Annotated in this window: 17 protein-coding genes and 1 pseudogene; 8 read left to right on the top strand and 10 right to left on the bottom strand. The window is 71.0% G+C overall.

Annotated features, from left to right (window positions below):
- Positions 1 to 37 precede the first annotated feature (37 nt).
- The 4 genes from ACIQUT_RS28435 to ACIQUT_RS28420 all read right to left on the bottom strand — a co-directional run bounded on the left by ACIQUT_RS28435 (position 38) and on the right by ACIQUT_RS28420 (position 5,965).
- The gene (locus ACIQUT_RS28435) at positions 38 to 898 is read right to left on the bottom strand and encodes an LLM class F420-dependent oxidoreductase (RefSeq protein WP_403566830.1); all 861 of its coding nucleotides are present in this window, start codon (positions 896 to 898) and stop codon (positions 38 to 40) included.
- An 80-nt stretch (positions 899 to 978) separates the two neighbouring features.
- Complete coding sequence (locus tag ACIQUT_RS28430; protein WP_403566828.1) at positions 979 to 2,283, bottom strand: ADP-ribosylglycohydrolase family protein; 1,305 nt, start codon at positions 2,281 to 2,283, stop codon at positions 979 to 981.
- A gap of 273 nt (positions 2,284 to 2,556) precedes the next feature.
- Positions 2,557 to 5,133: a bifunctional FO biosynthesis protein CofGH gene (locus ACIQUT_RS28425; RefSeq protein ID WP_403566826.1), complete on the bottom strand. Its 2,577-nt coding sequence runs from the start codon at positions 5,131 to 5,133 to the stop codon at positions 2,557 to 2,559.
- Positions 5,134 to 5,182: 49 nt separating this feature from the next.
- The gene (locus tag ACIQUT_RS28420) at positions 5,183 to 5,965 is read right to left on the bottom strand and encodes an SDR family oxidoreductase (protein WP_403566823.1); all 783 of its coding nucleotides are present in this window, start codon (positions 5,963 to 5,965) and stop codon (positions 5,183 to 5,185) included.
- Between the two features lie 459 nt (positions 5,966 to 6,424).
- On the opposite strand from ACIQUT_RS28420, the gene ACIQUT_RS28415 reads away from it, so the two are divergent.
- The 3 genes and pseudogenes from ACIQUT_RS28415 (at position 6,425) to ACIQUT_RS28405 (ending at position 10,443) form a co-directional block, all read left to right on the top strand.
- Positions 6,425 to 7,837, top strand: a complete 1,413-nt coding sequence (locus tag ACIQUT_RS28415) for a family 2B encapsulin nanocompartment shell protein (protein WP_403566821.1) — start codon at positions 6,425 to 6,427, stop codon at positions 7,835 to 7,837.
- Positions 7,838 to 8,216: 379 nt separating this feature from the next.
- A pseudogene (locus tag ACIQUT_RS28410) lies at positions 8,217 to 9,510 on the top strand (family 2 encapsulin nanocompartment cargo protein terpene cyclase).
- A gap of 24 nt (positions 9,511 to 9,534) precedes the next feature.
- On the top strand, positions 9,535 to 10,443 hold the full coding sequence (locus ACIQUT_RS28405; RefSeq protein ID WP_403566819.1) for a geranyl diphosphate 2-C-methyltransferase: 909 nt from the start codon (positions 9,535 to 9,537) through the stop codon (positions 10,441 to 10,443).
- A gap of 326 nt (positions 10,444 to 10,769) precedes the next feature.
- Here ACIQUT_RS28405 and ACIQUT_RS28400 read toward each other — a convergent pair whose 3' ends face one another.
- On the bottom strand, positions 10,770 to 11,015 hold the full coding sequence (locus ACIQUT_RS28400) for a DUF397 domain-containing protein (RefSeq protein ID WP_403566817.1): 246 nt from the start codon (positions 11,013 to 11,015) through the stop codon (positions 10,770 to 10,772).
- Entirely contained in the window at positions 11,012 to 11,869 is an 858-nt protein-coding gene (locus ACIQUT_RS28395) for a helix-turn-helix transcriptional regulator (protein ID WP_403566815.1), read from the bottom strand. Before ACIQUT_RS28395 ends, ACIQUT_RS28400 begins: the two co-directional genes overlap by 4 nt.
- Before the next feature lie 156 nt (positions 11,870 to 12,025).
- Here ACIQUT_RS28395 and ACIQUT_RS28390 point away from each other — a divergent pair, with 156 nt between their 5' ends.
- Positions 12,026 to 12,409 (top strand): ATP-binding protein, encoded by a 384-nt coding sequence (locus tag ACIQUT_RS28390; protein WP_403566813.1) that lies wholly within the window; start codon positions 12,026 to 12,028, stop codon positions 12,407 to 12,409.
- A gap of 8 nt (positions 12,410 to 12,417) precedes the next feature.
- Here the strand turns inward: ACIQUT_RS28390 and ACIQUT_RS28385 are convergent, their stop codons facing one another.
- Positions 12,418 to 12,855, bottom strand: coding sequence for an NADAR family protein (locus ACIQUT_RS28385; RefSeq protein WP_403566812.1), 438 nt, complete (start codon positions 12,853 to 12,855; stop codon positions 12,418 to 12,420).
- A 340-nt stretch (positions 12,856 to 13,195) separates the two neighbouring features.
- Between ACIQUT_RS28385 and ACIQUT_RS28380 the strand changes: the two genes are divergently transcribed.
- Entirely contained in the window at positions 13,196 to 13,852 is a 657-nt protein-coding gene (locus ACIQUT_RS28380; RefSeq protein ID WP_403566810.1) for a helix-turn-helix domain-containing protein, read from the top strand.
- 49 nt (positions 13,853 to 13,901) lie between these two features.
- Positions 13,902 to 14,543, top strand: a complete 642-nt coding sequence (locus ACIQUT_RS28375; protein WP_403566808.1) for a Uma2 family endonuclease — start codon at positions 13,902 to 13,904, stop codon at positions 14,541 to 14,543.
- 308 nt (positions 14,544 to 14,851) lie between these two features.
- Here ACIQUT_RS28375 and ACIQUT_RS28370 read toward each other — a convergent pair whose 3' ends face one another.
- Positions 14,852 to 15,514 carry a DUF4097 family beta strand repeat-containing protein gene (locus tag ACIQUT_RS28370; protein ID WP_403566807.1) on the bottom strand — a complete coding sequence of 221 codons (663 nt, stop codon included), beginning with the start codon at positions 15,512 to 15,514 and terminating at the stop codon, positions 14,852 to 14,854.
- Positions 15,515 to 15,741: 227 nt separating this feature from the next.
- On the opposite strand from ACIQUT_RS28370, the gene ACIQUT_RS28365 reads away from it, so the two are divergent.
- Together ACIQUT_RS28365 and ACIQUT_RS28360 are read left to right on the top strand one after the other, a co-directional pair.
- Positions 15,742 to 16,467, top strand: coding sequence for a helix-turn-helix domain-containing protein (locus ACIQUT_RS28365; RefSeq protein WP_403566805.1), 726 nt, complete (start codon positions 15,742 to 15,744; stop codon positions 16,465 to 16,467).
- Positions 16,468 to 16,561: 94 nt separating this feature from the next.
- A complete protein-coding gene (locus ACIQUT_RS28360) occupies positions 16,562 to 17,410 on the top strand; it encodes a hypothetical protein (RefSeq protein WP_403566804.1) in 849 nt (282 codons plus the stop codon).
- Between the two features lie 195 nt (positions 17,411 to 17,605).
- Here ACIQUT_RS28360 and ACIQUT_RS28355 read toward each other — a convergent pair whose 3' ends face one another.
- Both ACIQUT_RS28355 and ACIQUT_RS28350 read right to left on the bottom strand, forming a co-directional pair.
- Positions 17,606 to 17,818, bottom strand: coding sequence for a DUF397 domain-containing protein (locus tag ACIQUT_RS28355; RefSeq protein ID WP_403566802.1), 213 nt, complete (start codon positions 17,816 to 17,818; stop codon positions 17,606 to 17,608).
- A 219-nt stretch (positions 17,819 to 18,037) separates the two neighbouring features.
- Positions 18,038 to 18,922, bottom strand: a complete 885-nt coding sequence (locus ACIQUT_RS28350) for a helix-turn-helix domain-containing protein (RefSeq protein ID WP_403566801.1) — start codon at positions 18,920 to 18,922, stop codon at positions 18,038 to 18,040.
- Positions 18,923 to 19,063 lie beyond the last annotated feature (141 nt).

Raw genomic sequence — 19,063 nt, 5'->3', positions numbered from 1 at the left:
GGGGGCCTGCGGCTGACGGGCAGGCCCTGTCGGTGGGTCAGAGGTACTGCGCGTACGTGTCCAGGGCGCGGAGGATCTCGGGTTCGTCCGTCGAGGGGAGTTGGAGGACCACCTCCTCGATGCCCAGGTCCCGGTAGTGCGCGAGCTTGCCCGGGTTGGGGTGGACCGCGTACGGGACGACGTGGAGGGTCTTCGGGTCGCGGCCCGCGGCCTCCCAGAGCTGGCGCAGGACCGGCAGGGATTCGGTCAGGCCGCCTCCGCCGATCGGGAGCCAGCCGTCGGCGTGGTCGGCGATGGCCGCGAACAGTTTGGGGCCCGCGGCGCCGCCGAGGAGGGTGCGCGGGCCGTGGAGGGGCTGGCCGGGGCCGAGTTCGCGCGGGGGTTGGGCGGGCTTGGGGTGGGCCTGGCTGGCCTGGACGGAGGAGTACTGGCCGACGTACGCGGCGGGCTCGGGCGCCCACAGGGTGCGCATCAACGCCATGCGGTCGCGGACGAGTTCGCGGCGGATGCGCCAGTCGACGCCGTGGTCGGCGGCCTCCTCGACGTTCCAGCCGTAGCCGACGCCGAGGGTGAGGCGGCCGCCGGAGAGGTGGTCCAGGGTGGCGATCTGCTTGGCGAGGACGATCGGGTCGTGCTGGGCGACGAGGGTGATGCCGGTGCCGAGGCGGAGCCGTTCGGTGACGGCGGCGGCCTGGGCGAGGGCCACGAAGGGGTCGAGGGTGCGCCCGTACATCTCGGGGAGGTCGCCGCCCATGGGGGCGGCGGTGTCCCGGGAGACGGGGATGTGGGTGTGCTCGGGCAGGTAGAGGCCGGCGAAGCCGCGTTCCTCCAGGCTGCGGGCGAGGCGGACGGGGGTGACGGTCCGGTCGGTCAGGAAGACGGTCGTGGCGATCCGCATGGGCGAGGGCACCTCCGTGACGGGTGAGGCCACGGTACGGGGATCTGCCGGGCGGCGGCAGAGGGCCGGGCCGGGCCGGGTCAGGCGCGCGGGTAGCGGGCCAGCCAGGCGGGGGCGGAGACGCCGGGGCCGTGGAGGGTGGGGCCCTGGGTCATCTCCAGGGCGAAGTCGTCGGCGAGTTCCAGGAGGGTGGCGCGGCCTTCGAGGTCGGCGAGCCAGGCGGCGGGGAGGGCGGTTTCGCCGTGGAGGGCGCCGAGGAGGGCGCCGCACAGTGCGCCGGTGGCGGAGGAGTCGCCGCCGTGGTTGACAGCGAGGCGCAGCCCGTGGGGGATGTCCTCGGCGACGAGGGCGCAGTAGACGGCGACGGCCAGGGCGTCCTCGGCGTCGCCGCTTTCGCCGGGGGCGAGGGAGGCGACGGTTGTGGCGGAGGGGGTGGTGGTGGAAGTGGCGGCGGTGAGGGCGCGTTGGAGGGCGTCGGTGACGGGCTGGTGGCCGGAGCGGCTGCCCAGGAGGCCGAGGGTGCGCTGGGCGGCGGTGTCGAGGGTGTCGCCGCGGGTGAGGCCGTGGACGATGGCGGCGAGGGCGGCTGCGGAGAGGTAGGCGGCGGGGTGGCCGTGGCTCTGGACGGCGCATTCGACGGCGAGTTGGAGGACGAGGGCGGGTTCCCAGCCGACGAGGAGTCCGAAGGGGGCCGAGCGGGTGGTGGCGGCGGCGTCGCGGGCGGTGGGGTTCTTGGGGTGGTCGAGGGTGCCGCGGGTGGTGTCGGCGAAGCCGGCCATGCAGGCGCGGCCGGGGCTGCGGCGGGCGTAGAGCCATTCCTGGCGGGCGAGCCAGCCGTCGTCCTCGCGGCGTTCGTCGGGACCCCAGTCGTGCTGGGTGGCCGCCCAGCGGAGGTAGGCGCGGTGGACGTCGGTGGGCGGGTGCCAGGCGCCGGTGTCGCGGCGTACGTGGGCGCGGATGAGGCCGTCGACGGTGAAGAGGGTGAGCTGGGTGCAGGAGGTGACGGTGCCGCGGCGGCCGTCGGCGGCGGGTGAGGGTGAGAGTGAGAGTGAGGGGGCGGGCACGGGTTCGGTGAGGCCGGCGGGGCCGTGGGCGTCGCGGATGCCGTCGAGGGAGAGGGCGGCGACGGGGGCGCCGAGGGCGTCGCCGATGGCGGAGCCGAGGAGGGTGCCGCGGACGCGGCTGCGGAAGTCCTGCTGTTCGGTGCGGCCCCAGAGGCCGGTGGTGAGGGGGGAGCGGCCGCCGAGGGTGCTGCCGGCCGGTGCCGTGGTCGGGGTGGCCCGTGCCGTGGCGGGGGTGGCCGCCGTGGTCGGTGTGCCGGATGCCGGTGTGCCGGATGCCGCCGCGGTGGTGGTGTCCGTCCCGGTGTTGGTTGCCGTGTCCATCGTGCTGCCCCCCGACTGCCCCGCGTGTTCTGGCGCGCACTGTAGTGGACATGCCGGATCAGAACCGGAGGAAGGCGATCAAGAGACCCGTAAGTGAGGGGAGAAAGGCCGGATCGTTTCCTGTGGCGGGTGCGGGGGGTCGGTGCGGGGTGGCGCCCGAGGTGCGGTGATGCGCTGGTGGCGCGTTGTGCCGCTCGCTTTCGGGGCGGTCGTTTTCGGCCATGCCCCGTTCGTGCACCGTTCCCCGCCCGCCCCGAGCCGCGGCGGCCCGCCTCAGTCCAGGACGGGCAGCAGCTCCGGCAGGTGCCCGTCCGAGGCGGCCGCCGCGCGCTGCCGCTCCTGCGGCACCTCCCCGTACAGCGTCGTACGGGGCCGGGCCGGGCGGCCCGCGGCCTCGGCGATCGCCACCAGGTCCTTGACGGACTTGTACGAGCCGTAACCCGACCCCGCCATACGGGAGATGGTCTCCTCCATCAGCGTCCCGCCGAGGTCGTTGGCGCCGGAGCGGAGCATCTCCGCCGCGCCCTCCGCGCCCAGCTTCACCCAGCTGGTCTGGATGTTGGTGATGTGCGGGTGGAGCAGCAGCCGGGCCATCGCCGTCACCGCCCGGTTGTCGCGGACCGTCGGGCCGGGCCGGGCGATGCCCGCCAGGTAGACGGGCGCGTTGGTGTGGATGAACGGCAGCGTCACGAACTCGGTGAACCCGCCCGTCTGCTGCTGGATGCGGGCCAGGGTGCGCAGGTGCCCGAGCCAGTGCCGGGGCTGGTCCACGTGCCCGTACATCATGGTCGAGGAGGACCGGATGCCGAGCTCGTGGGCGGTGGTGACGACGTCGATCCAGTCGGCCGTGGGCAGCTTGCCCTTGGTGAGGACCCAGCGGACCTCGTCGTCGAGGATCTCCGCGGCCGTGCCCGGGATGGAGTCCAGCCCGGCCTCCTTGGCGGCGGCCAGCCAGTCCCGCACGGACATGCCGGTACGGGTGGCGCCGTTGACGACCTCCATCGGGGAGAAGGCGTGTACATGCATGCCCGGCACCCGCTCCTTCACCGCCCGCGCGATGTCGAAGTACGCCGTCCCCGGCAGGTCCGGGTGGATGCCGCCCTGCATGCACACCTCGACCGCGCCCACGTCCCAGGCCTGCGCGGCCCGGTCGGCGACCTGCTCCAGCGACAGCGTGTACGCGTCGGCGTCGGTGCGGCGCTGCGCGAACGCGCAGAAACGGCAGCCGGTGTAGCAGACGTTGGTGAAGTTGATGTTGCGCGTGACGATGTACGTGACGTCCTCGCCGACCACCGACCTGCGCAGCTCGTCCGCGATCCGGCACAGCGCGTCGAGCGCGGGCCCGTCCGCGTGCAGCAGGGCCAGCGCCTGGGCGTCGGTGAGCTTCTCGGGGTCGTCGGCGGCCTGCGCGAGGGCGGCCCGTACGTCGGTGTCGATGCGCTCGGGGGCCATGCCGGGTGCGGCGGCCTCGCGCAGGGCCTCCCAGTCGCCGTAGACGTGGTCGAAGTCCTCGCGGCGGTCGCCGGTGCGGCCCTCGGTGTCGATGGCGGTGTGCAGGTCGGTGCGCCCGCTGGCGGTGAACGCCTCCTCGGGTTCCTGCCAGGGCCGTCCGACGACCTCGGCGTCGGGCCGGGCGAGGCCGGTCTCCGGGTCGGCGAGGGCCTGGACGTGCGGCAGTAGGCGCGGGTCGAGCCACGGCTCGCCGCGGCGGACGAACTCCGGGTAGACGCAGAGCCGTTCCCGCAGCTCGAAGCCGGCGGCCGCGGACTGCTCGGCGAGCCGCTCGATCTGGGGCCAGGGCCGCTCGGGGTTGACGTGGTCGATGGTCAGCGGGGAGACCCCGCCCCAGTCGTCGATGCCGGCGCCGACGATGCGGGCGTACTCTCCGTCGACGAGGTTCGGCGGGGCCTGGAGGCAGGCCGAGGGGCCCATGATGTGCCGGGCCACGGCGATGGTGGCGACGAGGTCGTCGAGGTCGGCGTCGGGCATTCCGCGCATCGCCGTGTCCGGCTTGGCGCGGAAGTTCTGGATGATCAGCTCCTGGATGCCGTGGTACGCGCGGGCCGTGCGCCGGAGCGCGAACAGCGACTCGGCGCGCTCCTCGTAGGTCTCCCCGATGCCGATCAGCAGGCCGGAGGTGAAGGGGACGGAGGAGCGTCCGGCGTCCTCCAGGACCCGCAGCCGGACGGCGGGCTCCTTGTCGGGGGAACCGTGGTGGGGGCCGCCGGGCTCGGACCACAGGCGGGTCGCGGTGGTCTCCAGCATCATGCCCATGGACGGGGCGACCGGCTTGAGCCGCTGGAAGTCCGCCCAGCTCATGACGCCCGGGTTGAGGTGCGGGAGCAGGCCGGTCTCCTCCAGGATCCGGATGGAGATGGCCCGGACGTAGGAGATGGTGTCGTCGTAGCCGTGCGCTTCCAGCCATTCGCGGGCCTCGGGCCAGCGGTCCTCGGGCTTGTCGCCGAGGGTGATGAGGGCTTCCTTGCAGCCGAGGGCGGCGCCGCGGCGGGCGATGTCGAGGACCTCGTCCGGGGACATGTACATCCCGTGGCCGGCGCGGCGCAGCTTCCCGGGGACGGTGACGAAGGTGCAGTAGTGGCATTTGTCGCGGCAGAGCCGCGTGAGGGGGATGAACACGCTCTTCGAGTAAGTGATCACGCCCGGGCGGCCGGCCGCCGCGAGCCCGGCGTCGCGGACCCGCGCGGCGGAGGCGGCGAGGTCCTCCAGGTCCTCGCCGCGCGCCTGGAGCAGTACGGCTGCCTCGGTCGCGTCGAGCGCGACGCCGTCACGGGCGCGCCGGAGCGCGCGGCGCATCGCGTTCTGGGTCGGGGCGTCACTCGGAGGGGTCATGCGGTGAGCATACGATCCGGCAGCCCTCCGGCGGGGCGCCGACCGGCGCTCATCGCATCAGCTCACCGGCGTTGACCAGCAGGGATTGGCCGGTTATCGACCGCGCCCGGTCGGAGGCGAGGAACACGGCGGCGTCCGCGACGTCCCCGTCGGTGGCGAGGTCGGGCAGCGCCATGCGGGCGGCGAGCCGGGCGCGGACCTCGGCTTCGGGGACGCCCTCGGAGTGCGCGGTGAAGGTGACGAAGGCCTGCACGGGCGGCCCCCACATCCAGCCGGGCAGCACGGTGTTGACGCGGATGCGGTGCGGGCCGAGTTCGCGGGCCATGGAGTACATGGCGGAGGTGAGGGCGCCCTTGGAGGCGGCGTACGCGGCCTGCTGCACCTCGTTGGGTGCGGCGACGGCGGACTGCGTGCCGATGAGGACGACGGAGCCGCCGCGCTGCTTGAGGGCGGGCAGGCAGGCGCGGGTCATGCGGAGGGTGCCGAGCAGGTTGACGTCGAGGACCCGGGCCCAGGTGCCGAAGTCGGCGTCCGCGAGCCCGCCGAAGTACGAGTCCCAGGCGGCGACGTGGACGACGGCGTCGATGCCGCCGAACCGTTCGACGGCGAGGGCGGCCAGGGCCTCGCACTGGCGCTCGTCGGTGATGTCGGTGGCCCGGTGGGCGGTGTGGGTGCCGTCGGGGTCGATCTCGGCGGCGGATTTGGCCAGATTCGCCTCGGTCCGCGCGCCGAGCACGGCCTGCCCGCCGTCCCGTACGACGGCTGCGGCGACCTGGTGGCCGAGCCCGGCCCCGACGCCGGAGACGATGACGGTCTTCCCTTGCAGCAGCATGCGCGATCGCCTCCCGGCACCGGGCCGTCCGTAACTGACGAGGCGTCAGGTTAGGGCCGGGTCGTCGCGGAGGGAAGGGGCGGGGGACCTGTGCGCGGCAGGCATCTCGTACGCCGTGCACGAGGTGCGCACTTCGCGGACTTCGCGCACCTCGTGCACCCAGCGCGCACCTCGCGCACCGTCCGCCCCGCACGCGCTGCCTGGCCTCAGGGCCACCGCCGCAGGAGCGTGATCAGGCCTCCCGGCGGCCGAATCGCCATCGATCGGTAAACGTCGAGCCGGTCAAGATCACCGCATCGGGGGACTCTTGCCACGCCGAAGGGCTCAGCGGGTATGGGGGCCCGTTACTGTTCCCCCGGATCTGGCCGGATTCCCGGATATACGCCCCCTTTCCTCCTCTTTCACCGGTGACGTGCGGGTACGCGCCGGTCACCGCCCCTTGCGAAGGAGAGCTCGTCGATGACCGTTGACAGCAGCCCCGAGACTCAGCTGGAACCCCCGCAGCAGTCCAGCCTGGGCACGGCAGCTGCCCGCAACCTCGCCACCACCACCAAGTCCGCCCCGCAGATGCAGGAGATCACCTCCCGCTGGCTGCTCAAGACGCTCCCCTGGGTCGAGACCAAGGGCGGCGCCTACCGGGTGAACCGCCGGCTCAGCTACACGGTCGGAGACGGGCAGATCGAGTTCGTCCAGGACGGCGCCACGGTCCGGGTGATCCCCCGAGAGCTCAACGAGCTCGCCATGCTGCGCGGCTTCGACGACATGGACGTGCTGAACGCGATTGCCGGCCGGTGCGTCCAGCGCGACTTCCGCGCCGGCGAGGTCCTGGTGGAGCGCGGCACCCCCGCCGGCGGCATCCACCTGATCGCCCACGGCCGCGTCAGCCAGACCGGCGAAGGCAAGTACGGCGACGAGGTCGCCGTCTCCGTCCTCGCCGACGGCGACCGGTTCGGCGAGCACACCCTGCTCGACGGCCAGGGCACCTGGGACTACACCGCCACCGCCGAGACCTCCGGCACCCTGCTCACCCTCTCCCGCTCCGACTTCGAGGCCGTCATGTCCTCGGCGCCGGCCCTGCGCAGCCACATCGAGCAGTTCACCGCGCTCCCGCACCAGCGGCAGAACCGCCACGGCGAGGCCGAGATCGCGATGTCGTCCGGCCACACCGGCGAGCCCGAACTGCCCGGCACCTTCGTCGACTACGAGCTCCACCCGCGCGAGTACGAGCTCTCCATCGCGCAGACCGTGCTGCGCGTCCACACGAGGGTCGCCGACCTCTACAACGGGCCGATGAACCAGACGGAGGAGCAGCTCAGGCTCACCATCGAGGCGCTGCGCGAGCGCCAGGAGCACGAGCTGATCAACAACCGCGAGTTCGGCCTCCTCCACAACGCCGACTTCAAGCAGCGGATCCAGACCCACTCCGGCCCGCCCACCCCCGACGACCTCGACGAGCTGCTCTGCCGCCGCCGCGGCACCAAGCTCATCCTGGCCCACCCGAAGACGATCGCGGCGATCGGCCGCGAGTTCAACGCCCGCGGGCTCTACCCGGACCACGTCGACCTGGGCGGCCAGTCCGTCCCGGCCTGGCGCGGCGTCCCGATCCTCCCTTGCAACAAGATCCCGATCAGCAAGGAGAACACCAGCTCCATCATCGCCATGCGTACCGGCGAGGAGAACCAGGGCGTCATCGGCCTCCACCAGACCGGCCTCCCGGAGGAGTACCAGCCGGGCCTGTCGGTGCGGTTCATGGGCATCGACGAGAAGTCGATCATCTCCTACCTGGTCACGGCCTACTACTCCGCCGCCGTCCTGGTGCCGGATGCCCTCGGCGTGCTGGAGAACGTACAGATCGCCCGCAGGCAGGGCTAGGGCCGCAGCCCGCGCCCGCGCCCGCGCCCGTGGCCGGGCCTGCGCCCGCGCCCGTGGCCGCGCCCGTGCCCGTACCGGCCCTCGGCGGCACCGGTCGGCCGGACCCTTCCGGGCCGGCGGCCGGGCCCGCCGGGGATCCGGGACGGTCCCACTACCCCACCAAGGAGACACGGATGCCCGACCCTGGGCCTTCCCCTCTGCAGTCGAGCCCGCCCGCCGCCGCGGCCCACGGCCTCGGCCGCGGCGCGGCCGCGGGCCGGACCGGGCTGCCTTCCGGGCCGCCCTCGCTTCCATTCGGCCGTACGCCGACGGTGCCGGACGCGATGCCGACACCAGACGCGGTGCCGGTTCCGGACGTGGTGCCGGTGCCCGGCCCGGTATCGGAGCCGAGCTCGGCGCTGGCGCGGGTCCTGTCCGGCCCCAGCGGCCTGGGCACGGCGAGCCTCCACGTCGGGCGCCTGGCGGACCTGGCCGCTCCGCCGGACCTGGCCGCTCCGCCTGAGCTGCCGACACTGCCCGAGCAGCCGGGGCCGCCCCACCTGTCGGTGCCGTCCGAGCCGGTCGTCCCGTCGGCGCCGTCCAACCCGTCCAACCCGTCCATGTCGCTCCCGCGGTCCCTCCCGCTGGCACTGGCCGTGCTGTCGGAACGGCCGGGCCTGCCCGCCCTGCCGGACCCGACGGCCCCGGCGGAGGGGGGCCGGCCGATCCCGGGCCTCTACTACCACCCCGTCCCGGAGCCCGACCCCGCCCGCGTCGCGGAGGTCAGCCACCGGATCAAGCGCTGGGCGGTGGACGAGGTCCAGGCGTACCCCCCGGAGTGGGAGGACCAGTTCGACGGCTTCTCCGTGAGCCGCTACATGGTCGCCTGCCACCCGGACGCGCCGACCGTCGACCACCTGATGATCGCCACACGGCTGATGGTCGCCGAGAACGTCGTCGACGACATCTACTGCGAGGACCACGGCGGCTCGCCGGTCGGCCTCGGCGGCAGGCTCCTGCTCGCCCACACCGCCCTCGACCCCGTCCACACCACCAAGGAGTACGCGCCGGCGTGGGCGGAATCGCTCCTGTCGGACGCCCCGAGGCGCTCCTACCGCTCCGCCATGGAGTACTTCGTCGGGGCGGCCACCCCGTCCCAGGCCGACCGGTTCCGCCACGACATGGCCCGCCTCCACATGGGCTACCTGGCGGAGGCCGCCTGGGCCGAGACGGACTACGTCCCGGAGGTCGCCGAGTACCTGGCGATGAGGCAGTTCAACAACTTCCGGCCGTGCCCCACCATCACCGACACGATCGGCGGCTACGAACTCCCCGCGGACCTGCACGCCCTGCCCGCCATGCAGCGGGTGATCGCGCTCGCGGGGAACGCCACCACCATCTCCAACGACCTGTACTCGTACACCAAGGAACTCAGTGCCCGCGGCAAGCACCTGAACCTGCCGGTGGTGATCGCCGAACGCGAGGGACTCTCCGACAAGGACGCCTACCTGAAGGCCGTCGAGGTCCACAACGAGCTCATGCACGAGTTCGAGGCCGCCTCCGCCGAACTGGCCGCCGCCTGCCCCGACCCGCGCGTCGTGCGTTTCCTGCGTGGCGTGGCCGTGTGGGTCGACGGCAACCACTACTGGCACATGACCAACACCTACCGCTACACCCTGCCCGATTTTTGGTAATTGGTAAGCAGAATGGATTTACCGATGACGAGCATCGACATCCCCGCCGGTACCGACTCCGACACCGCCGTCGCCACCGCCGCCGCCGCGTTCATCCCCGCCCCGGCGACCCCCTACCAGAGCGACATCGCCCGCTACTGGAACGAAGAGGCCAGGCCCGTGAACCTGCGCCTCGGCGACGTCGACGGCCTTTACCACCACCACTACGGAATCGGCGCCATCGACCACGAGTCCCTCGGGGACCCGGCCGACAGCGCGTACGAGAAGAAGCTGATCGCCGAACTCCACCGCCTGGAATCCGCCCAGACCGACATCCTCCTGGACAACCTCGGCGCCATCGGCCGCGACGACCTCCTCGTCGACGCCGGCTGCGGCCGCGGCGGCTCCATGGTCATGGCCCACCAGCGGTTCGGCTGCAAGGTCGAGGGCGTGACGCTGTCGGCCAAGCAGGCCGACTTCGGCAACAACCGCGCCCGCGAACTGGGCATCGCGGACTCCGTCCACGCCCGCGTCTGCAACATGCTCGACATGCCCTTCGAGACCGGCCAGGCCGCCGCCTCGTGGAACAACGAGTCCAGCATGTACGTCGACCTGCACGACCTCATGGCCGAGCACTCCCGCATCCTCGCCGTCGGCGGCCGCTACGTGACCATCACCGGCTGCTGGAACCCGCGCTACGGCCAGCCGTCGAAGTGGGTCTCGCAGATCAACGCCCACTTCGAATGCAACATCCACTCCCGGAGGGAGTACCTCCGCGCCATGGCCGACAACCGCCTCGTCCCCCAGGCGATCATCGACCTGACGCCGGAGACCCTCCCGTACTGGAAGCTGCGTGCCACGTCTTCCCTGGTGACGGGCATCGAGGAGGCGTTCATCAAGTCCTACGAGGACGGCTCTTTCCAGTACGTGCTCATTGCGGCGGACCGCGTCTGACGTTGCTGGAGATGGGTAGCTGAACCGGGCCCGTGGCGCTGCGCCGCGGGCCCGGCCCTGTGTGCGGGCGGGAGCCCGCTCGGGCGGGGTCGGTGAGGTGTCCGGGGGCTGCCCGTCAGTCCCAGTGTCATCCCGGGTCGGCCGCCGGCGTCAAGGGCGCTCCCTCCGGTCGCGTCGCTGCGCGATGGCCTCCGGCCACCCTTGACCCCGACGCCCGACCCGGAACGACAAGGACTGTCGGGCGGCCCCCGGGGGAGGGACGGCCTGGGGGGACGGACTCACATGCGGCCACGTCCCGCCCTTACGGCCCTCGCTCCGGCGACCTGCTACTGCTGGGCCAGAGCGATGAGGCCGGCCCAGGCGGTGGGGGAGAATGCGAGGTGCGGGATGGTGGTGTCCTTGGAGTCCCGGACCAGGACGGCGGCGGGGGTGCGCCCTACTTCGACGCAGGAGTCTCCTTCGCTGCCATCGCTATAGCTGCTCTTCGCCCATGCGACTTCGATGCAGGAGTCTCCCTCGGGGCCGCTGCTGTAGCTGCTCTTGAACCACTCCAACTTGGGTTCGTGGATCATGTCTCTCCCAGCGCGTGCTCGATGAAGGCCAGCGACTCCCGAGGCGTGAGAGCCTGGGCCCGGATCATCCCATACCGCAGTTCCAAGATCCGGATGTCGCGCGGGCTGGAGACTGGCCTTCCGCCGAACGCTCCCTCCGACTTACCGACAGCCGAGCCGTCAGGAAACTTGAGGATCTCGATCCCGCCGTGCATGCCAGCATGGCTCTCGACCTCAAGCGGCATGATCTGAAAGGCGATGTTGCGCATCTCGGCTACCTCCGCGATGTGTTCAAGCTGCCGCCGCCATACCAGTTTGCCCCCGATGGGCCGCCGCAGGGTGGCCTCTTCTTGGACGAGGGTGATGGAGGGGGCCGGATCGCGGTTGTACACCGACTTCCGAGCCATGCGCGCCGACAAGTACCTGTCGACCTCAGCGTGAGAGTAGGGCGGTTGCCGCATCTCAAAGAGTGCGCGGGCGTGCTCCTCAGTCTGAAGAAGGCCGTGCACGGTGTGGATGCTGTAGGAGCCGATCTCGACGGCCCGTTCCTCCATCTTTGCCAGGTCGCGTACTCGCTTGGGATAGCGGGCCTGCTCCATGTCCTTCTTCATGGACGCGATGCGGCCCTCGGCGCGCAGGACCTCGTCCGCCTTGTCCAGGTACTCCGGGCGGGGAATGCGCGTGCCGGACTCGACCTTGCGGACCAGGTCCTGCCCGTACCCCATCTGGGTGGCAAAGTCAGAGACCCGCAACCCAGCTGTCTCGCGCCAGACCTTCAGTTGGCGGCCGACGGCGGCGACGACTGCAGCGCCCTGTTCGTCCTCCGGGTCGACCTCCCAGCCCGGCTCTTCCGTTGCGTCGCTGTCCACGCTCATGCGCCCCCACTTCCGACGTGCCCGACGTACTCAACGCCTCGTACCCCCAAAGCGCTCGCGGACAGGCAGGACAAGACCGGACAACGGCCGGACAGTCGCGGTACGCACAGGCGTCGTCGCTGTTCAGCGTAGGCAGGTGCGGCCACGCTGGGTGACGTGATTCCACAACTTCCTGCATGCGTTCTTCAGCTCTCCGCCACCCCGCGCGGGGCCCGCCTCGGCCGACTGCTCGCCGTCGAGCAACTCCGGTCCTGGGGAGTCAGGTTCGACAAGGCGGAGCAGGTGCTGACCGAGCTGATCGCCAACGCCGTCACCCACGGTCGCATCCCCGGCCGGGACTTCCGGCTCGGCCTGTCCGTCAACGACATCGGCACGCTCCGTATCGAGCTGACCGACACCCGGGCGGACCGGCTGCCCGATCCGCAGGCGGGCGGGAAGGGCCTGGCGGTCGTCGCAGAACTGGCCGACCGGTGGGGAGTCGAGCTCGGCCCGGCGCCCTGGAAGACGGTTTGGGCGGAACTCGACGCCGGCGGTCGGTGACGGCAGGATCAAGCCCGCAGCCGGGTGCGGGTGCGCATCAGGATCCGGCCGAGCATGTTCTTGCCCGTGCCGGTCCTTCCCCGCCCCCAGTAGTGGTCGGAGGCCGTGTCCTCGACGATCTCCTCGTCCCCGGTGGCCAGCAGGATCTCGCGGATGTCCGCATGCGTCCGGAACTTGGCGTCCACGGCGCGACGCATGACGTCGTCCTTCACCCGCTCCCAGTCGCGCCGCAGCGGCTTGGACCGGTCGCGGCCCCGTTCCGCCGCCCGCAGCGGAGTGGAGGCCTGGCGGATCACGTGCACATGGGGCGTGCCGAGGAACTTCTGCGCCTGGAAGTAGTGCTCGGTCGTCGGCCACCAGTGCCCGTCAAGCTCGACACCGTGTGCGGAGAAGTTGGAGAAGCAGCCGTAGGGCACCTCATCGGCGCCGTAGAAGTAGATCGTCATCCCAGCCCGCACGCTGCCAGCCGCCTCCTGGCCGTCGCAACGGATTTGCCGGCGACCGCATCGCGGTAACCGCGACACGGTCGGCACGCGCCGCGGTGCGTGGGGACGCCTACCCTTCTAAAGAAACGGGGAAAAGAACCAACCAACCAACCAACCAACCCGCCACGTCACCACCCCCGGGCGTCCGTCGCTCACATGGGTGAACTGTGCGGACTGAGCTGGAAATGCGCACCGGTTGCAGGCATATGCTCGCCGCGACAACCCCAGACACAAGTCAGCCCCCGCCGGGACGGCCATCCCGACGAGGGCCTGACCACGAGGAAGAGAATCGATCTTCCCGATGGCTTACCAGCACCCTAGCGCGGGCGGGCACGCCCAGTCGCGCATTCCGGCCGGGTCCCCCCGATCCGGTGTCATCCACGTCAACGTCCCCCACGACAGTCACTTCGTCGTGGTCGGCAATGACCTCGCACAGCACCGCAAACTGTCGCTGACGGCACGCGGGCTGGCCGTCTACATCCAATCCCTTCCAGAAGGCGCGCCGATCAGCATCAAGGCGCTGGCCTGGCAGCTGAACGAGGGCGAGTACCGCATCGCGAAGGCCCTGCGGGAGCTGGAGGAGCACGGCTACCTCGCCCGCTTACGGGCACGGCTGCCGTCGGGCCAGATCCTGACCCCGGCCGTATCCCTCTGGCTGGCGCGCGGGGTCCTCCCCTTCGCGATCACCCTCGCCCTGTCCGACGACATTCCGCGGGACCTCCGCCACCCCGCGGGCCTGGTCGCGTACCGCCTCCGCGAGCTCCTGCCCGCCCCGGTCCCGGAATCGGCCCCGACCCCGCCCGGGGGCCCGGCTTCCGGCCCGCGCCCGGACCTGCCCGGGGACCGGCCCCGCCCCCACCCCCTCCAGGTGTGCGTGCGCTGCGACAGCATTTCCTTCCGCGCCCCGGAGCCTGGCCTGTGCAATCCGTGCAAGCGCGAGGAGAAGGATGCTGCCTAGCATGTTGGTGATGACTCGGGCCCCAGGGCACAGACGAGGAGCCAGCACGATGACCATCGCACCGGACGAGTCGCGACAGAGCTCGACCCCGTATACGGCGATGCGCGGGCTCCTGCATTCGCTGGACGACACCATCCCCGGAAAATTCGAGATCACCAAGGAAGGGATCGTCCACGACATGATGTCGCCGGGGCGTCCGCACGAGGTCACCGCGGGGCTGGTCAGCCGCCGCCTGGAGAAGGCGATGCCCGAGGGGATCTGGGCGTATACCGGGGAGCCGGACGTCGAGGACGAGCCCGAGGGCATCATGCGGCACCCCGATGTCATGTTGATCGCATTCGCCGACATGGAAGGCGAGGGCTCCTTCGACCCGCGCACTCTCATCGCCGCCGTCGAGGTCGTCTCCCGCTCGAACCCCGACAACGACTGGGTCGGCAAGATGCGTGACTACCCACTCATGGGAATTCCCATCTACGTGATCTTCGATCCGCGCGACGGTACGGGTGCCGTCATGTCCGACATCCACGTGACCGCGGACGGCCCCCGCTATGCCTCCCGCAAGGACTTCGTCTACGGCGAGGACGTGACCATCGCCGAGTGGACCGTCTCCACCGATGGCCTGCCCCGCTACGCGGACCACCCCGGAGAGTTGGGGGCGGGTACGAGGCAGCGGCGCGGCGGGAGCGAGTAGTGCGGTGCTCCATGCCGGCCGGGAGCCAAGAGACGGAATCCCCCCACCCGGCGTCAGAGGAGTGACCGGGGGCTGCCCGTCAGTCCTGCGCATCAGGCCGCCACATACGGCGGCCGGTTGACGCCAGATGCCGGACGCCGGATGCCGGATGCCGGATGCCGGGCGATCGCCTGACGTCAGTGAATGACGAGCAGCAGCGTATTTCCACCGGAGGAAGGGCTGGGGACCGACGTGTGGTCGTCGTCGGTCCGTTGGCCCCCTCTTCGGCACCCCCCTCGGCGGGGCGGTGACTCGCGTACGGCCGCCCGTCAGAGGCTGCGGGCGGTGATGTCGCCGTGGGTGGTGGTGGCGCGGATGGCGAGTTCGGCGGAGCCGTCGTTCTTGAGGCCGTTGTCGATGCGGCCGTAGCCGGTGCCGGCGTCCAGAGTGGCCGAGGCCCCGGGGGCGGCGGCGATCGCGATGTTGCCGGACTGGGTGTGGAGCACGACCGTGCCGCTCACGGCCTCGGCGATCCGGATGTCACCCCGCTGGGTGCTGATCTCGGCGGGCCCGTTGAGACGGCCGACCTCGACGTCGCCGTCGGTCGCGGTGAGGCGGAGGCTTGCGGCCTCGTCGATCTTGATCTGGCGGTACGCGCCGTCGAAGGCGACGTCGCCCAGGCGGCCGACGGCGCGGAGTTCGGAGGCGGCGGTCTTGGCCTCGATGTGCGAGCCGGCGGGCAGTTGGACGGTGACCTCAAGGGATCCGGAGCCGGTGAGCCGGTTCTTGGGCTCGGGGGCGTGGATGCGCAGGACGCCGTCGGCGTAGGTGACGGTGGTCTGCTCGGCGGCCTGGACGTCGCGGCTCTTGGAGGGGTTGGCGGGCAGTACCTCGACGGTGGTGTCGGTGCGGTTGGCGGCGATGAACTGGACGCGTCCCGCGGGGAACTCCAGGACGGCGGAGATCGTGGCGGGGGTGTCGAACTTCTGCATCATGCTCTCCGGTGCTCGGTTGCCGTTTCTGACGATGGAAAAGCTACGTTGCTTTCCAGTGAGTGGCAACAAGCTCGTTGCGTCAGATTTGAGTTTGCGCAGGTGGAGGCAGGTGAATCGTTGCAACCGGCGACTTTTTAATGCAACGGATGGGGTGGATCATTGCAATGGATGGAGGGTGAACGCTATGATGGGCTCACCGTGCAAGGATCAGCGAGGGGATTGCAATGCCTGGAGGCAGGCTCACTCAGCAGGAACGCCAGCAGATCGCGCTGGGGCTGGCCGACAGTCTCCCCTACGCCGAGATCGCCCGCCGCCTCGACCGTCCGACCTCGACGGTCACGCGTGAGGTGATGCGCAACGGCGGCCCCACCGGCTACCGTGCCGATCTGGCCCAGCGCGCCACCGAACGCCGCGCCCACCGGCGCAAGCCCGCCGCCTCCCGCGGGCCGGAGGCGGCCCCCCTGCCGCACGGGCGCGACGCCGAGGCGGTGGCCGAGTACGAGGAGACGCTCACCACCGTCCTCATGGGTCAGGGTCTGCCCAAGATGACGGCCCGGGTGCTGACCTGTCTGTTCACCACGGATGCGGGCAGCGTCACCGCGTCCGAGCTCGCCCGGCGGCTCCAGGTCAGCCCGGCGTCCATCTCCAAGGCGATCGCCTTCCTGGAGAGCCAGAGCCTCGTCCGCCGAGAGCGCGACGAACGCCGCCGCGATCGCTACATCGTCGACGACGAACTCTTCTACCAGTCGACGATCGCCGCCGCCCGGGCCAACGAGCAGCTCGTGCAAACGGCGCGCCAGGGTGTCGCCGTCCTCGGCCGCGACACCGCTGCCGCCGCCCGGCTGGAGAACATCGCGCGCTTCCTCGACTTCATCGGCGAGAGCATCCTCCGCGCTGCCGAGCAGGCCCGCGAAGTCCTCCACACCGAACGCGAAGAGGAGGCCCCCTGACTGACCGGGAGGGTGTAGTCGGCATCTGGTTCTGCGGTGGTTGAGCGTGCACAGGGGCTGGCCGTTTGACGGGTTGTCAGGTATTTCCCAGGGCATGTCGAATGCAGAGCAGCAGCCGGGAGTCGACGATTACGCCGCGCTTGCCGCCGTGGGCCCGTACGGGGTCCGGCCCGGCCATGCGCTGATCACCATGGTCGAGCCGCACCCGGGCCACGAGTACGCGTACAACCGCTGGTACGAGGACGACCACTACTACGCCGGCGCCATGGCCATGCCCTGGATGTACGCCGGCCGCCGCTGGGTGGCCACGCGGGACCTCCAGGAGCTGCGCTACCCGGAGAAGTCGGCCGTGGCCCAGCCGGTCACCGCCGGCTGCTACCTGTCGACGTACTGGGTGACCGAGGGCCGCTACGGCGAGCACATGAAGTGGACCGTCGGCATCAACAAGCGGCTGAACCGGGACGCCCGGGTCTACCGGGACCGGACGCACGTCTTCACGGCCTTCCAGGACCACGAGGCCACCGTCTACCGCGACGGCGCCGCCGGCCCGCGCGACTTCCACGCCCTCGACCACCCGTACGCCGGGCTCGTCCTGGAGGTCGTCGACGCCGACCGGCCGGGCGGCCGGGCGGAGCTGCTGGAGTGGCTGCGGTCGCGGGCCCTGCCGCGGCGGCTGGCGGGATCACCGGCGGCGATGGTGACGGTGTTCCGGCCGACGCCGCTGCCCGGCGACCGGATGACGTACGTCAAGCAGGTCGAAGGGGTCGACACCCGGCTGACGCTGCTGTGGTTCCTGGAGGCCGATCCGCGGACCTGCTGGGACGGGTTGTTCCGGGGGCTCGACACCGAGGTCGCGGAGGCGGGGGTGGGGCGGGTGGAGCTGGTGGCGCCGTTCGTTCCGACCGTGCCCGGGACCGATCGGTACGTCGACCAGCTGCGGTAGGCGGCGCCGGTTGGCGGCGTACCGCCCCCGGGCATGCGGTCCGCCCCCCCGGGGCATGCGCACCGCCCCCGGACACGACCGAGCCCCCTCGGCCGGGACGGCGGGCCAGTCGAGAGGGCTTCAGGCGATCCCGCACACGGGAGTACGGGTGTGCGGGCGATATGGGGGTGTTGGTGTTGGCGTTGCGGCCGGAGGTCAGGCGAGGCGGCCCAGTCGGCCCTCGGTGACGCCGGTCACGAACGAGGTCCAGGAGCCGGGGGCGAAGGCGAGGGACGGGCCGTCCTGCACCTTGGAGTCGCGGACCGCGATGGTCTCCATGACGGGGGACTTGACCTCGACGCAAGCGCCGTTTCCGCCGGAGTAGGAGGACTTGGTCCAGTTGTCCGTGGCGCCCTGACGAATAGCCATGTTTCTCTCCGATGCAGCAGAAAGTGCCGGTGGGTGGGGGTGGTTGTCGGCCATCCGGATCTCCCCGGGCCGACGTGATCGACGCTACCGGCACCTTCCGACGGGCGATGAGGTGATTCACCCGACCGGGTGGCATATTCCATTCAGGACTTCTGTGGCTGGGGAGTGACGGTGTACCGTAACCGGCCCCCCTCGCCACCTGCCCGGTTTGCTCCCCTTTTACTTACCCTTGCCCGCATACTCGGCGATGATGTCCGAAATGAACTGCCGCGTCTGGTCCACGTTGAGGGCCTGCGCGCGCAGGTGCTCGTACATCACGCTGTACCTCTGAACGTCGTTGGCCTTCTCCAGGTACAGGTCGCTCGTCACGCCCTCGATGTAGACGACCGTGGAGTCGGTGGCGTCCGGGAATTCCAGGATCGCGTACTGGCCGTTCATGCCCGGGTGGGCACCCATCGAGAACGGCATCACCTGCACCGTGATGTACGGCTGCTCCGACTGCTGTATCAGGTACTCGAGCTGGTCGATCATCATCTGGGCGTCGCCCACGTGCCGGCGCAGCGCCGCCTCGTCGATGACCGCCCACAGCCGCAGCGGCCCGATCTCGGGGTTGTTGTTGTCCGTCTCCGACAGCCGCTTCTGCCGGTGCATCCGCACCTGGACCCGCTTCTCCACGTCCGCCGGTCCGGTTTCGGGCGCGGCGCCGCGGATGAGGGCGTGCGCGTACTCCGGGGTCTGCAGCAGGCCGGGCACCATCTGGGGCTCGTACGTGCGCAGGCTGGAGGCGTCGGTCTCCAGCCCGATGTAGACGCTGTACGGGATGTCGCCGAAGGCGTGCCACCAGCCCTGCTGGCGGGAGTCCTTGGCCATCTGCATGAGGGACTCGACGAGTCTGCGGTCCTCGACCTCGTACACGTCGCACAGGTCGCGGACATCGCGCTGGCTGATGGACCGGCGGCCGTTCTCCAGCCTGCTGATCTTCGACTGGGATACGAGCAGGCGCTCGGCGACCTGCTCGGCCGTCATGCCCTTGTCCTCGCGGAGCTTGCGCAACTCCATGCCCAGTCGGCGGCGTCGGACGGTGGGATTGACATTGGACGCCACGTGAACGGCACCTCCGCCTTCTTTGATCGCGTCTCTCTGCGTGTCTACTGGTGAGCAGACTGCCACCGAAGGGCGGGGCGGCGCCGGTAAACGGCCCGGAAACACAGGTGCGCGAGGTGACGGGGCCCGGCGGAACCGGCC

It is taken from the genome of Streptomyces sp. NPDC090445 (assembly GCF_044769385.1).
In the GTDB taxonomy this organism is placed as follows: domain Bacteria; phylum Actinomycetota; class Actinomycetes; order Streptomycetales; family Streptomycetaceae; genus Streptomyces.
Note: the sequence above shows the minus strand (reverse complement) of the source record. Positions and strands in the feature narration are given on the sequence as shown.